The organism is Nocardioides sp., from assembly GCF_047607185.1.
In the GTDB taxonomy this organism is placed as follows: domain Bacteria; phylum Actinomycetota; class Actinomycetes; order Propionibacteriales; family Nocardioidaceae; genus Nocardioides.
In genome coordinates this window covers 1-13,495 of the sequence record NZ_JASGDQ010000071.1, presented here as the reverse complement: position 1 = coordinate 13,495, position 13,495 = coordinate 1, and the positions used below count along the sequence as shown (strand labels likewise).

The window sequence follows — 13,495 nt, the reverse complement described above, 5'->3', positions numbered from 1 at the left end:
GGTCTGCGGCATCGGGCCGTCGGTGGCGGCGACCACGAGGATCGCGCCGTCCATCTGGGCCGCGCCGGTGATCATGTTCTTGATGTAGTCGGCGTGACCGGGGCAGTCGACGTGCGCGTAGTGACGCGCCTCGGTCTGGTACTCGACGTGCGCGATCGAGATGGTGATGCCGCGCTGACGCTCCTCCGGTGCCTTGTCGATCTCGTCGAACGGCGTGAAGGGGTTGATGTCCGGGTAAGCGTCGTGCAGGACCTTGGTGATCGCAGCCGTCAGCGTCGTCTTGCCGTGGTCGATGTGACCGATGGTGCCGATGTTGACGTGCGGCTTGGTCCGCTCGAACTTCGCCTTAGCCACTGTGGGCTCCTCCTGGTGTGTGTTTCTACTTGACTCGTACTAAAGGGGTGGTGCCGAGGGCTCCACGGCGATTACTCGCCGCGCGCCTTCTTGATGATCTCGTCGGCGATGTTCGTGGGAACCTCGGCGTACGAGTCGAACTCCATCGAGTACGACGCCTGGCCCGAGGTCTTCGACCTCAGGTCGCCAACGTACCCGAACATCTCTGAGAGCGGCACGAGGGCCGACACGACGAGGTCGCCGTGACGCTCCTCCTGCGCCCTGATCTGGCCACGACGGGAGTTGATGTCGCCGATCACCGTGCCCAGGAAGGTCTCCGGGGTGGTGACCTCGACGGCGAACACCGGCTCCAGCAGGACCGGCTTGGCCTGGCGGGCGGCCTCCTTGAAGGCCTGGTTGCCGGCGATCTTGAAGGCGAGCTCGGAGGAGTCGACGTCGTGGTAGGCGCCGTCCTCCAGGGAGACCTTCACGTCCACCATCGGGTAGCCGGCAAGGACGCCGAACTCCATGGCCTCCTGGGCACCCTGGTCGACCGAGGGGATGTACTCCTTCGGCACCCGGCCGCCGGTGACGTTGTTGGCGAACTCGTAGCCGGCGCCGAGACCGGTCTCGGGGTCGACATTGGGCTCGACCGAGATGAGCACCTTCGCGAACTGGCCCGAGCCACCGGTCTGCTTCTTGTGGGTGTAGGAGTGGTTCTTGACCGCCCTGCGGATGGTCTCGCGGTAGGCGACCTGCGGCTTGCCGACGGTGGCCTCGACCTTGAACTCGCGCTTCATCCGGTCGACGAGGATCTCCAGGTGGAGCTCGCCCATGCCGGCGATGATGGTCTGGCCGGTCTCCTCGTCGGTCTTGACGACGAAGGTCGGGTCCTCCTCGGCAAGCCGCTGGATCGCGACGCCGAGCTTCTCCTGGTCGGACTTGGTCTTCGGCTCGATGGCGACCTCGATCACCGGGGCCGGGAAGGTCATCGACTCCAGCACGACCGGATTGGCCGGGTCGGCGAGGGTGTGACCGGTCTTGGTGTCCTTCAGGCCCATGACCGCGACGATCTGGCCGGCGCCCACCGACGCGATCTCCTCACGCTTGTTGGCGTGCATCTGGTAGACCTTGCCGACCCGCTCCTTGCGGCCGTTGCTGGTGTTGAGCACCGTCGCACCGGCCTCGAGCTTGCCGGAGTAGACCCGGACGTAGATCAGCTTGCCCAGGTGCGGGTCGGTGGCGATCTTGTAGGCCAGACCGGAGAAGGGCTCGGACTCGCTGGGCTTGCGGGCGATCTCGGTCTCCTCATCGCCCGGCTTGTGACCGACGATGGCCTCGACGTCGAGCGGCGAGGGCAGGTAGTCGACCACCGCGTCGAGCAACGGCTGGACGCCCTTGTTCTTGAAGGCGGTGCCGGTGAGGATCGGGTTGAGCTTGTCGGCCAGGGTGGCCCGGCGGATGGCGGCCTTGAGGGTCGGTACGTCGAAGACGTCGCCGTCCTCGAGGTAGACCTCCATGATGTCGTCGTCGGCCTCGGCAAGGGTCTCGACGAGCTTCTCGCGGTATTCGGCGGCCTTGTCGGCGAGATCGGCGGGGATCTCCTCGACGACGTAGTCCTCGCCCTGCTTGGTCTCGCCGCGCCAGACCTTGGCGTTCATCTCGACCAGGTCGACGACGCCGACGAAGTCGCCCTCGGCGCCGATCGGGATCTGCAGCACCAGCGGGGTGGCGTGCAGCTTGTCGACGATGGAGTCGACGACCTTGTAGAAGTCGGCGCCGGTGCGGTCGAGCTTGTTGACGAAGCACATCCGGGGCACGGCGTACTTGTTGGCCTGGCGCCACACCGTCTGCGACTGCGGCTCCACGCCGGCGACACCGTCGAAGACCGCGACGGCGCCGTCGAGGACGCGCAGCGAGCGCTCGACCTCGACGGTGAAGTCGACGTGTCCGGGGGTGTCGATGATGTTGATCTGGTGGCCCTTCCACCAGCAGGTGGTCGCGGCCGAGGTGATGGTGATGCCGCGCTCCTGCTCCTGCTCCATCCAGTCCATCGTGGCGGCACCCTCGTGGACCTCACCGATCTTGTAGGAGATCCCGGTGTAGAAGAGGATGCGCTCGGTGGTGGTGGTCTTGCCGGCATCGATGTGCGCCATGATGCCGATATTGCGGACGAGCTTGAGGTCCGTGGTGATGTCGACAGCCACTGTCTGGGGGTTCCTTAGGAAGTTGGAGTAGGAGCCGGTGAAGGCGGTACGCCGGGCGTGCCGGCGTACCGCCTCGAGATCACCAGCGGTAGTGCGCGAAGGCCTTGTTGGACTCGGCCATCTTGTGGGTGTCCTCGCGCTTCTTCACCGCGGCGCCGAGGCCGTTGGAAGCGTCGAGGATCTCGTTCATGAGGCGCTCGGCCATCGTCTTCTCGCGACGGTCCTGGGCGTAGCCGACGAGCCAGCGCAGCGCGAGCGTGGTGCCGCGGGTGCCCTTGACCTCGACGGGGACCTGGTAGGTCGCGCCGCCGACGCGCCGGGACTTGACCTCGATGGCCGGCTTGACGTTGTCCATCGCGCGCTTGAGCGTCACGACGGGGTCGGTGCCGGTCTTCTCACGGCAGCCCTCGAGCGCGGTGTAGACGATCCGCTGGGCAACCTGCTTCTTGCCGTCCTTGAGGACCTTCGACACCAGCTGGGTGACCAGCTGGGAGCCGTAGACCGGGTCGACGTCGATCGGCCGCTTCGGAGCGGGACCCTTGCGTGGCATCAGCCCTTCTCCTTCTTCGCGCCGTAGCGGCTGCGAGCCTGCTTGCGGTTCTTGACGCCCTGGGTGTCGAGGGTGCCGCGGATGATCTTGTAGCGGACGCCGGGCAGGTCCTTCACACGACCGCCGCGGACGAGCACGATGGAGTGCTCCTGAAGGTTGTGACCCACACCCGGGATGTAGGCGGTGACCTCGACGCCGCTCGACAGCCGCACACGGGCGACCTTGCGGAGGGCGGAGTTCGGCTTCTTCGGGGTGGTGGTGTAGACGCGGGTGCAGACGCCACGGCGCTGCGGAGACCCCTTCAGGGCAGGCGTCTTGTTCTTCGACACCTTGTCCTGGCGGCCCTTGCGGACCAACTGCTGAATAGTGGGCACCGGGCGGTTCCCCTTCTTGTTGTCGCTCTCTCTGCGGAGCGACTTGCCCCGCAGGTGCGCGTGCCCGGGTGGTGCGGCTAACTCAGGGAGTCATGTTGCGGGCACGCGAGACGGCCTGGTCGTCCCAGACACGATCCACAAGGCTACCCGGGCCCTCAAGGGGGGTCAAAACGGCGGGGCTACCGTCCCGGAGCCCGCCATTGAGGCGAGCATAGAGGGCTACCGCGGCCACCATGCCGAGCATGGTGAGCCCACCGCCGAGCCACAGCGTCCAGCGGGCGCCGAGGTTCTCGCCGATCCAGCCGACGATCGGCGCGCCGATGGGAGTGCCGCCCTGCACGACGGTCATGTAGAGCGCCATCACCCGGCCGCGCATGGCCGGGTCCGACTCCAGCTGCATGGTGGCATTGGACGAGTTGAGCAGGGTCAGCGAGAAGAAGCCGATGAACGGGGTGGCGATCGCGAAGGCGAGGTACGTCGGCGCGGAGCCGGCGACGATCTCGGCGAGGCTGAAGGCGAGCGCGGCTCCGGCGAGCAGCCGCAGCCGGATCCGGACCCGGCGGGCCGCCATCAGCGCCCCGGTGAGCGAGCCGACGGCCAGCGTGGACCCGAGGACGCCGAACTCGCCGGCGCCCTTGCCGAACTCCTCGGTGGCCATCAGCGCCGAGGTGATCTGGAAGTTGAGGCCGAAGGTGCCGGTGAAGAAGACCAGCACCAAGACGTAGAGCATCTTGGGCTGGGTGCGGATGTAGGCGACCCCCTCCCGGAGCGCGCCAGGACCGCGGACCAGCAGCCGGGGACTGTGCAGCAGCGCCGGGTTCATCCGGCGCAGCTGGCCGATCACAGCGAGGTAGGAGACCGCGTTGACGAGGAACACCCAGCCGGTCGCCTGCTGACCGGAGCCGAGCGCGCCGATCATCAGGCCGGCCAGGCCGGGTCCGGCCAGCCGGGCGACGTTGAAGCTGGCCGAGTTGAGACCGACGGCGTTGGTGAGGTCGTCGGGGCCGACCATCTCGGAGACGAACGACTGCCGCGCCGGGGCGTCGAAGGCGGAGCCGACGCCGAGCCCGAAGGCGCACAGGTAGACGAACCAGAGCTGGCTGTGACCGCTGATCGCCACTACGGCCGCCAGCAGCGAGAACAGCCCCATGGTGGCCTGAGTCAGCTGCAGCAAGGTGCGCTTGGAGATCCGGTCGGCCACCACTCCGGCGTACGGCGTCAGCAGCAGCACCGGGAGGAACTGCAGGCCGGTGACGATGCCGACCGCCGCGCCACCGCCGTCGAGCGGCTTGAGGACGAGCCAGTCCTGCGCCACCCGCATCATCCAGGTGCCGGTATTGGAGACCACGCTGCCGGCGAGGTAGAGCCGGTAGTTGGGGTTCCTCAGCGCTCGGAAGGTCGGGCTCATTCTGACGTGGCTAGCTTCTCCAGGACCGGCGCGGCGGCGCGCAGGATAGCGCGCTCCTGGGGGGTGAGCGCGGCGAGCCGGCGGGCCAGCCACTCCTCCCGGCGCCGCTTGTCGGCCTCGAGGGTCGCCCGGCCCTTCTCGGTGATCGCCACGATGACCTGACGGCGGTCGGTGTCGCTGGCGCGGCGCTCGACGTAGCCGCCATCGGCCAGGCAGCCGACGATGCGGGTCATGCTCGGCGGCTGCACCCGCTCGTGGGCCGCCAGCTCGCCGATGGTGGCCTCGCCGCCCTTCGCCAGCGCGCCGAGCACCGCCATGGACCCGATCGAGAGGTCGTTGTCCGGCGCGTGCTCGTTGACCAGCCGGCGGCGCAGCCGGAGCACCGCCACTCGCAGGGTGGACGCCAGTCCGGCATCGGCGCGGGTCACGGCCTTGCTGCTCATGCGCGACCTCGCTTCGCTCGGTGGGGGCATGAGCGCCGCGCGCCAGCTTGAATGGTTCGCTCGCTCATGTCGTTAGTCTAACTCATTAGATGTGCTAACCATTCCTTCGCGATTGGTAGCCTTTCTCGCATGACGGAGCCCACCGAGCACCGGATCGGCAAGCGCACCTACCTCGTCGCCGACGTCGAGCCCCTCGACGTCGACGGGGTCCGCACAGTCGCCGTCGGCACGCTGCTGTGGGCGATCGCCTTCGTGGCGCTGTTGCCGTTCTACGCTCGGCTGCAGGACGACGGTCGGGGCTGGTGGCTGTGGACCTGCCTGGCGGGCACCGGCCTGGGCCTAATCGGCATCGAGATCTGCCGACGGGCAAGAGCCAAGCGCAACCGCTAGCGGCCGGCATCTCTCCCGGTGAGCAGCCCCAAACTGACACCTCAACCCTGGTGAGCAGCCCCAAACTGACACCCCGACAGCGGTGAGCCGTCGCAAACTGACACCAGAGGCGCGCGAGCAAGGATGTCAGTTTGCGACCGTTCACCCTCCCCTGCGTGTCAGTTTGGGGCTGCTCACCAGGGTTGAGGTGTCAGTTTGGGGCTGCTCACCAGGAGGGGGTGGCTACCAGGTCTCCAGCAGGTCCAGCGTCAGGTCGTCCACCACTGGCTCCGGCAGGGGCTTGGGCTCGTGGCGCTTGGCGAGACGGACCTCGGAGTGGGCGCCGCAGCCGTGGTCGGTGGTGACCACCCGGCCGTCGTCGTTGGCGTCGCCGTTCGCGCAGACGCCGAAGCCGCCCGCGAGTGGGCCGGAGATGCGGACCAGGAAGCCGCAGGTGTAGCAGCGGTGCGGCGCCGACTGTGCGATCGGCGCGGTCGGGCCGCCGGGACCGGCGCTCCACCGCTGCGCGGCCAGGTCGAGCCCCTGAGGGCTCAGCGTGCGGACCCGGCCGAGGCCGAGGTCGCCGGCGACCTGACGGATCTGCGCCTTGGCGTCGGGGTCGAGCGGGTCGTCGCCGAAGGAGTACGTCGGGACCAGTCGCGGGTCCTCGTCGCTGACCGGCAGCAGGTCACCTGGTGACAGGTCACCCGGCTCGATGCGGTCGCGGTAGGGCACCCAGGCCGGCGCGACGATCGCCTGGTCGCCGGGGACAAGCACGACCTCGTCGACGGTCGGCTCCCCGCCGGGCAGCTCGACGACGGTGACCGACCAGTGCCAACCGACGTATCCGGCCTTCTCACAGGCGAAGAGGTGGGTGGCGACGTGCTCGGTCTCAACGTGGACGCCGAGATGCTCGCCGACCCCGGTCTCCCCTCCGAGCGCGGCGCGCGCGGCCTCAGTCGCATTGGTCACCGGGGTATCTTGCCACTCCTCACGATCAGCGCACGATCGAGGCGGTGTACGACGCCCGCCGACCGAGGAAGAAGATGCCGGTGCCACGCTGGTTCTCGAAGCCCAGGCTCGGGTTGTCGCGCAGCGTCGAGCGGCGAATCCGCATGGTGCCGGTGAGGTCGTTGCTGACGAAGAAGATCGCTCCGCCGCCCTCTGGCGCCACGTTGCCGGTCAGAGTGGAGCCGGCCAGCAGCAGCCGGAACCGGTTGCCGTCGAGGGCGATCGCGCCGCCGTTGCCGCCGCCGGGAGCCTCGTCGCTGGCGCCCTGGCCGGTGGCCCGGTTGTCGGTGAACGTCGAGTTGTAGATCGACCAGGAGACGCCGATGCTGCCGATCGCCCCACCGCTGCTGCAGCGGCCGCCGGTGAAGGTGGAGCCGGAGACCTGGACGGGCTTGTCGCGGTACTGGTCGTAGGCCCGGACCGCCGCGCCGCTGACGTCGAACCCACTGGCACGGCAGGCGTTGTCGACGAAGCGGGTGTCGACGATCCGCAGCCGGCCGCCCCGCGCGAACACCGCGCCACCGCCGCCGGTCCCCTCGATGGTGTCGTCGTCGTAGCCGTGGGCCAGGGTGAGGTGCTGCAGCACCAGCCGCGGCCGCGGCTGGTCGTCACAGTGCGAGGTGGTCCAGACCTGGGCCTGGTCGCAGGTGTTCTGGTAGATGATCCGCCGGCTGCCCTGGCCGTCGAGCGTGACGAGTCCGCCGCCGTCGATGACCACGCGGCGACTGGTGTTGACCACCTTGGCGGTCTGGGTCATCGCGATGGTGACCGGGTGCGGACCGCAGTCGAACCGGACGAGGCCGCCTTGGGCGACGGCCGCGACGACCGCTGCGGAGGTGCAGCTCGCCGGGGTGCCGTCGCCGATCAGGGTGGTGGTCTTCCCCTTCACGGCCCGGGCCGCCTTCGGCACCTTCACCTGGTCGGCGCCCTGGGCCTGGCCGGGCACGCCCGTCCCGAGGACGAGCACACCAGTCACCAGACCGAGCAACAACAGACCGCGCATCGCCCGGAGACTAGCGGGATCGCCGCCATTTCGCCGACTTGCCCTCCTGCGGGCGCTGGCACGCGGGGGTCTCCGGCAGGATGGAGGGGTGACGACCGAGGACCAGCGCTGGCGCGACCCGCACTCCACGGGTGAGCCCGACGAGCACGGTCGGACGGCGGGCCAGACGGCGGCGCGTGGCGTGCGGGCGACAGCGCGGGGCACGGTCGCGGCGGCCCGCGGGATCGGCCGGTTCAGCCGGTTCGCGGCGCGCCAGGCGCGACGGGCCGCGGACGCCGAGGGAGCCGGCGAGTCAGGGCTCAACCGGCTCATCGAGATGCACGCGTTCAACACCGCCGGCGACGCCGCGGTCGCGATCTCGCTGGCCGGCTCGCTGTTCTTCCAGGTGCCCTCCGCGGACGGCTCCTCCTCGCGCGAGTCGGTGGCGCTCTTCCTGGCGCTGACCATGCTGCCGTTCGCGATCGTGGCGCCGCTGCTCGGGCCGCTGCTCGACCGGATCGCCCACGGCCGCCGCTGGGCCATCGGCGCCACCATGGCGATGCGGGCGTTCCTATGCTGGGTGCTGGCCGGGGCACTGCCCGACCAGTCGCCGGCGATGTTCCCGGCCGCGCTCGGGGTGCTGGTCTGCTCCAAGGCGTACGGCGTCACCCGGGCCGCCGCCGTACCCCGCCTGCTCCCCCGCGACTTCACCCTCGTCAAGGGCAACGGCCGGGTCTCCATGGCCGGCATCGTCGGCGTCGCGCTGTGCGCCCCGATCGCCGGGCTGGCCTCGCTGGCGGGGCCGGAGTGGGTGCTGCGCTGGGCGTTCGTGCTCTTCGTGATCGCCACCATCGGCGCGATCCGGCTGCCGGCCGCGGTCGACTCCAGCGCCGGCGAAGGCACGGTGACGATGTTCTCGACCGAGGAGATCCAGCTCAAGCCGGGCCTGGTCCGGATGCCGGCGTCGGTCTCCTACGCGCTGCGCGCCAATTGCGCACCGAAGTGGCTCTACGGCTTCATGCTGATGTTCATGGCGTTCCTGCTGCAGGAGAAGCCGATCAGCGGCTGGTCGCCGACATTGCTGCTCGGCGTGGTCGCCGGCTCGGCGGGTGTCGGCAACTTCCTCGGCGTCACCGCAGCCTCGCTGCTGCGGCGGATCCGGCCGGCGGTGACGGTCTCGGCGGTGCTGGTGCTCGACGTGGCGGTGACGCTGGCGACGGCGCTGCTCTACTCCATCCCGCTGCTGGCGGCCCTCGGCCTGGCGACGGGCCTCGGCTCGGCGCTGGCGAAGTTCTCCCTCGACGCCTCGATCCAGCAGCACATCCCGGCCCGCAACCACGCCTCGGCGTTCGCCCGCTCCGACACCACGTTGCAGCTGGCCTGGGTGGTCGGTGGCTTCGTCGGCATCGCGTTGCCGCTCAACGCCAGGCTGGGCCTGGGGGTGGCCTGCGCGGTGATCACCGCCTGGGCGGTCTACGTCCTGGCGTCACGGCCCGGGGCGCGGCGTACCTCCGCCCCCTCCGTGGCGGGCGCCTGACGTCTTGCACGCCTTCTCCGGCGTGTCGCGTGCGGAATGTCAGGTGCCCGGGCGTCCGGCCGGCTAGAGGTCGAACTCGTCGGCGAGGGCGCGAAGGGCGGGGCTGACCTTGTGGGCCAGGTCCTTCGTGGGCGGCCGGCCGTGCTCGTAGCCCTCGCGGATGTCGTCGAGCAGCTTGATGACGTTCTCGACGATGAGGACCATCTCGTCGGGCTTGCGGCGCTGGGCGGCCCGCTGGTTGCGAGCGACCGACGTCGGGACCTCGAGGATGCGGACCTGGAGCGCCTGGTCGCCACGACGGCCCTGGGCGATGCCGAACTCCACCCGGGTGCCGGCCTTGAGGGTCTTCGCGGTCCCGGCGGGCAGCGCGTCGGCGTGCACGTAGACGTCGGGTCCGCCCTCCTGGGTGAGGAAACCGAACCCCTTCTCGGCGTCGAACCACTTCACCTTGCCAGTGGGCACCGCAACCGACCTCTTCTGCCTCATGTCCGACGCTCGTCGCCGGGCCGCAGAAGCCTATCCGAGCGGTCCAGCGAGATAGTCCTCGAGCCAGTCCGGGAACTCCTCGAGCGTCTCGAGTACGACGTGGGTCCCGGCCCCCTCCAGTTCGGCCCGGGTGCAGCCACCGGTGAGCACGCTGACGCTGGTCACGCCGGCGGCCAGGGCGCCCTCGACGTCGTGGACGTGGTCGCCGACGTAGATCCCGGCGCCCTCGCGCGTGAGCACGTCGGCCTTGCCGACGCCCCAGACCCAGCCCTCGAGGTGGTCGACGTCGAAGCCGACGTGGTCGAGGTGGAGCCGGGCGTTCTGGGGGTACTTGCCGGTCACGACCAGCACCCTGCCGGCGTGCTTGCGGACGGCGGCGATCGCCTCGTGGGCGCCGGCGAAGGCGGGCACGTTCGCGATGGCGTGCCGGGGGTAGAGCGCCCGGAACAGGTCGCCGGCGGCCGGGATCCGCTCCTCGGGCAGGTAGGGGGCGAGCAGCAGCTCGAGCGGCGGCCCGAGCTTGCTGGTCATCTCCTCGACCGGGAACTCGACGCCCAACTCGGCGCCGAGCGCGATCAGCACGTCGCGGAAGCCGGGGACGGTGTCGATCAGGGTCATGTCGAGGTCGAAGCCGACCACCAGTCCCGCGCTCACACCCTCGATCGTAGGCGGCGTCTGCCCAGGAGGAGTACGCCGGCCAGGGCCGCGGCACCGAGCAGCAGCTCGCGCCACCACCAGTAGAACCAGGCGGTCTGATAGCCGAACAGCCTCCCCGTCAGCCCCCGGTGTCGCGGTCCGTCGAGCGCGTCACCGGCCCAGATCGAGCAGTCGATGTGCAGGCTGGCGTCGGCGACGACCATGTCCTCGCCGCCGAGGAGCTCTGGTGCGTCGCGAGGCAGCGCCGGCATCTCGTCCTCGCCCCAGCTCAGCGGGCAGAGGGAGGCGAGGTGGCTGGTGCCCACATTCGTGCTCCCCGGCCAGGTCTCGCCCACCCGGATGCGATAGGTGACGACCGCCTGGGCGAGGTCGCCGGACGTCGGGACCACGCCGCCGGCGACCGTGACGCCGTCCGGCGAGACCGGCCCGACCCATTGGGCCCAGTCGCTCGGGTCGACCTCGGCCGTCGGCGTCATGACGACGCCGGACGGCTCGCCGAGCCGGGCCCGCTGCACCACGGTGCCGGTCAGGTCGGTGACGAGGCCCTGCCGCTGCTCGCCGTCGATCCAGACGAGGTGGTCGTCGTCCAGCCAGCCAGCGGGCATCGCGAGGCTGGACCCGGCGGGGGTGACGGTCGTGACGACACCGTCGGCGACGCCGATCAGCACCGCGCGGCCGTCCTCCGGGCCGCCGGCGGCCGAGGCTCCGCCGAGCACGATCAGGTGGGAGCCGTCGGGCGAGAAGCGCATCGGCGACTGCCCGTTGACCCGGTGCTCCGCGAGTGGGTTGGTCGGCACGCCGTCTCGGGTGCGGCCGGCGTCGACGGTGGAGAGGAACCTCATCTGACCGGTGTCTAGCTCGGCCACGACCAGCCGTGAGGCGTCGTCGGCAAGGCCCAGCTGCATGAAGGCCACCCGCCGACCGTCGGGCGAGATGGCCGGCGGGTACTCCCCGGTGGTGTCGTCGTTGGCCAGCAGTCCGACCAGCCGTCCCGAGGGAAGCACGAGGTACCAGCCGACGCCCTGGCGGTGCACCAGACCGGCCGCGGCGCCGGGGCGGTCGCCGTTGTCGAGGGTGTGGCTGAGCCACTGGTGGCCGAGCCGCGTCGGCAGCCCCAGTCCGCCCGAGCCGTGGTCCGCGGGGTCGAGCGCGACGGGCCGCGGGTCGAGGCTGCGCAGGCCGACGACCACCAGCACCACCGCCACGGCGGCCACGAGGGCGGCACCGACCCGCCGTCGTACCGTCCGACGGCGGGCCCGCGCCCAGGCGGCCGCCGGGTCGACATGGATCCGCACCGCGACGTCGTCGGTCAGGTCGAGCAGGGTCTGTCTCATCGGACCTCCAGCTCGGCGAGCAGGTCGGGGGCGAGGTCACGGAGTCGGGCCAGCGCCTGGCGGGCCTGCGACTTCACGGTGTTGGGCGAGCAGCCGAGGACGGCGGCGGTCTGCACCTCGGTGAGGTCGTCGAGGTAGCGCAGCACCAGCACCGCCCGCTGTCGGGGCGTCAGCCGCAGCAGCGCCTCGCGCACCAGCAGCCGCCGCTCGACGTCGGGGCCCGCGACGCCCAGCTCGGGATGCTCGGCCGAGACCTCCGTCGGCCGCGCCCGCTGGCGGCGCCAGGAGTCGACGGCGAGCCGGTGGAGCACGGTGCGGGCGTAGGCGTCCGGCTCGCCGGAGCGGCTGATCCGACGCCAGTGGCCGGCCACCCGGATCAGCGTCTCCTGCACCAGGTCCTCGGCGCGCTGCAGGTCGCCGGTGAGGAGGTACGCCGCTCGCGACAGTGACGCCGTACGCCCCCGTGCCCATGCCTCGAACTCGTCCACACCCCTCCTCACGCACCACGACCCGGATTCGGGTGGGCCCATTGTCGTAACTACCCCGGATGCTCACCACCGGCCGGATAGTGTCCGCTTCGTGGCGGGGGAGAGCGGCTTCTGGCGGACGGTCCGGGAGACAGCGATCCTGTTGGTGGTCGCCGTGGTGCTGGCGGTCGCGGTGAAGACGTTCCTCGCGCAGGCGTTCTACATCCCGTCGGAGTCGATGGAGCCGGGGCTCAACGTCAACGACCGGATCCTGGTGGAGAAGCCGTCGTACTGGTTCGGCGGCTCGCCCCGGCGCGGCGACGTGGTCGTCTTCGCCGACCCTGGCGACTGGCTGGGTGCGGACGAGACCGCCGGCCCGTCCGGGCCGATCACGACGGCGCTGGAGAAGATCGGGCTCTACCCGTCCGGCAACCACCTGGTGAAGCGGGTGATCGGTGTCGGCGGCGACACGGTGACCTGTTGCGACAAGGACGGCCGGATCCAGGTCAACGGCACGTCGCTGGCCGAGGACGACTTCATCGATCCGCAACCGCGCTGCGACGGCCCGATGGTCAACGACTGCGACCCCCAGGGGTGGTCGGCGACGGTGCCCAAGGGCTATCTGTTCGTGATGGGCGACAACCGGGACGAGTCGGCGGACTCCTCGGTCCATCTGTGCGCCGCCGACGACCAGGGCTCCGGCTGCGATCCGCTCGAGGCCTTCATCCCGGTCGACTCGGTGGTCGGCAAGGTGGTCTCGGTGATCTGGCCACCGAGCCACGCGAAGATCCTCAACCGGCCGGCGGTGTTCAAGGAGGTGGCGGCGGCTACGGCTGCGTCACCCTGATCGTCAGGCCGTCGCCCAGGTCGATCAGGGCTCCAGGGGCCAGCACGACCGGTACGCCGGGCCGCAGCTCCGAGGGGCGCTCGCCGGGCTGGACGACGAGGGTGCCGTTGGTCGAGCCGAGGTCGGTGACCACCGCCGATCCCAGGTCGGCGCCGCTGCCCGGCCTGACCTCGACGTGGGTCGAGGAGATCTCCGAGTGCGGGCTTGGCACCGCGACCAGCATCGGCTCCTCCGCCGGGGAGAACCGCCCGGCATCGGGCGCCCGGCCGATGACCACCAGTCGGTCGACGTCGATCTCGTCGCCGCTGGAGAAGGACAGGTGCGCGACCGGGCCCGGCTCCTCCCACTCCGGCTGGGAGATCTGCTCGGTCGCCTCCTCCACCCAGGCGGGCGGGGCGACGGGCGGGGCGACGGGCGGGGGTGGTGGGATCACCGGCGCCGGCGGGGCCGGGACGACCGGCGGGGCCGGGACGACCGGCGGGGGCGGCGG

Annotated in this window: 16 protein-coding genes; 3 read left to right on the top strand and 13 right to left on the bottom strand. The window is 70.5% G+C overall.

Going from position 1 to position 13,495, the window contains the following annotated elements:
- From QM595_RS08010 to QM595_RS07985, 6 genes are all read right to left on the bottom strand, one after another.
- On the bottom strand, positions 1-354 hold a 354-nt coding region (locus tag QM595_RS08010; RefSeq protein ID WP_415171016.1), incomplete at its 3' end, for a GTP-binding protein.
- A 71-nt stretch (positions 355-425) separates the two neighbouring features.
- The gene (gene fusA, locus QM595_RS08005; RefSeq protein ID WP_415171015.1) at positions 426-2,540 is read right to left on the bottom strand and encodes an elongation factor G; all 2,115 of its coding nucleotides are present in this window, start codon (positions 2,538-2,540) and stop codon (positions 426-428) included.
- A gap of 79 nt (positions 2,541-2,619) precedes the next feature.
- A complete protein-coding gene (gene rpsG / locus QM595_RS08000; protein ID WP_415171014.1) occupies positions 2,620-3,090 on the bottom strand; it encodes a 30S ribosomal protein S7 in 471 nt (156 codons plus the stop codon).
- Complete coding sequence (rpsL, locus tag QM595_RS07995; protein WP_415171013.1) at positions 3,090-3,464, bottom strand: 30S ribosomal protein S12; 375 nt, start codon at positions 3,462-3,464, stop codon at positions 3,090-3,092. The genes rpsG and rpsL overlap by 1 nt, the downstream gene beginning before the upstream one ends.
- A gap of 82 nt (positions 3,465-3,546) precedes the next feature.
- Positions 3,547-4,872 carry an MFS transporter gene (locus QM595_RS07990; RefSeq protein WP_415171012.1) on the bottom strand — a complete coding sequence of 442 codons (1,326 nt, stop codon included), beginning with the start codon at positions 4,870-4,872 and terminating at the stop codon, positions 3,547-3,549.
- A complete protein-coding gene (locus tag QM595_RS07985; RefSeq protein WP_415171011.1) occupies positions 4,869-5,315 on the bottom strand; it encodes a MarR family winged helix-turn-helix transcriptional regulator in 447 nt (148 codons plus the stop codon). Before QM595_RS07985 ends, QM595_RS07990 begins: the two co-directional genes overlap by 4 nt.
- 129 nt (positions 5,316-5,444) lie before the next feature.
- Here QM595_RS07985 and QM595_RS07980 point away from each other — a divergent pair, with 129 nt between their 5' ends.
- The gene (locus tag QM595_RS07980; RefSeq protein ID WP_415171010.1) at positions 5,445-5,705 is read left to right on the top strand and encodes a DUF2530 domain-containing protein; all 261 of its coding nucleotides are present in this window, start codon (positions 5,445-5,447) and stop codon (positions 5,703-5,705) included.
- 222 nt (positions 5,706-5,927) lie between these two features.
- Here QM595_RS07980 and QM595_RS07975 read toward each other — a convergent pair whose 3' ends face one another.
- On the bottom strand, positions 5,928-6,656 hold the full coding sequence (locus QM595_RS07975) for a DUF3027 domain-containing protein (protein ID WP_415171009.1): 729 nt from the start codon (positions 6,654-6,656) through the stop codon (positions 5,928-5,930).
- A 25-nt stretch (positions 6,657-6,681) separates the two neighbouring features.
- A complete protein-coding gene (locus QM595_RS07970; protein ID WP_415171008.1) occupies positions 6,682-7,698 on the bottom strand; it encodes a hypothetical protein in 1,017 nt (338 codons plus the stop codon).
- Between the two features lie 88 nt (positions 7,699-7,786).
- On the opposite strand from QM595_RS07970, the gene QM595_RS07965 reads away from it, so the two are divergent.
- On the top strand, positions 7,787-9,214 hold the full coding sequence (locus tag QM595_RS07965) for an MFS transporter (RefSeq protein ID WP_415171007.1): 1,428 nt from the start codon (positions 7,787-7,789) through the stop codon (positions 9,212-9,214).
- A 63-nt stretch (positions 9,215-9,277) separates the two neighbouring features.
- Here the strand turns inward: QM595_RS07965 and QM595_RS07960 are convergent, their stop codons facing one another.
- The 4 genes from QM595_RS07960 to QM595_RS07945 are packed head-to-tail and all read right to left on the bottom strand — an operon-like array spanning position 9,278 to position 12,179.
- On the bottom strand, positions 9,278-9,676 hold the full coding sequence (locus QM595_RS07960) for a cold-shock protein (RefSeq protein ID WP_415171017.1): 399 nt from the start codon (positions 9,674-9,676) through the stop codon (positions 9,278-9,280).
- A gap of 54 nt (positions 9,677-9,730) precedes the next feature.
- The gene (locus QM595_RS07955) at positions 9,731-10,354 is read right to left on the bottom strand and encodes an HAD family hydrolase (RefSeq protein ID WP_415171006.1); all 624 of its coding nucleotides are present in this window, start codon (positions 10,352-10,354) and stop codon (positions 9,731-9,733) included.
- Positions 10,351-11,691, bottom strand: coding sequence for a hypothetical protein (locus tag QM595_RS07950; protein ID WP_415171005.1), 1,341 nt, complete (start codon positions 11,689-11,691; stop codon positions 10,351-10,353). The genes QM595_RS07955 and QM595_RS07950 overlap by 4 nt, the downstream gene beginning before the upstream one ends.
- Positions 11,688-12,179: a SigE family RNA polymerase sigma factor gene (locus QM595_RS07945; protein ID WP_415171004.1), complete on the bottom strand. Its 492-nt coding sequence runs from the start codon at positions 12,177-12,179 to the stop codon at positions 11,688-11,690. The genes QM595_RS07950 and QM595_RS07945 overlap by 4 nt, the downstream gene beginning before the upstream one ends.
- A gap of 91 nt (positions 12,180-12,270) precedes the next feature.
- Here QM595_RS07945 and lepB point away from each other — a divergent pair, with 91 nt between their 5' ends.
- Positions 12,271-13,005 carry a signal peptidase I gene (gene lepB / locus QM595_RS07940; protein ID WP_415171003.1) on the top strand — a complete coding sequence of 245 codons (735 nt, stop codon included), beginning with the start codon at positions 12,271-12,273 and terminating at the stop codon, positions 13,003-13,005.
- On the opposite strand, the gene QM595_RS07935 is transcribed toward lepB, so the two are convergent.
- A partial coding sequence (locus QM595_RS07935; protein ID WP_415171002.1) for an FHA domain-containing protein occupies positions 12,986-13,495 on the bottom strand: 510 nt, incomplete at its 5' end. The genes lepB and QM595_RS07935 overlap by 20 nt on opposite strands.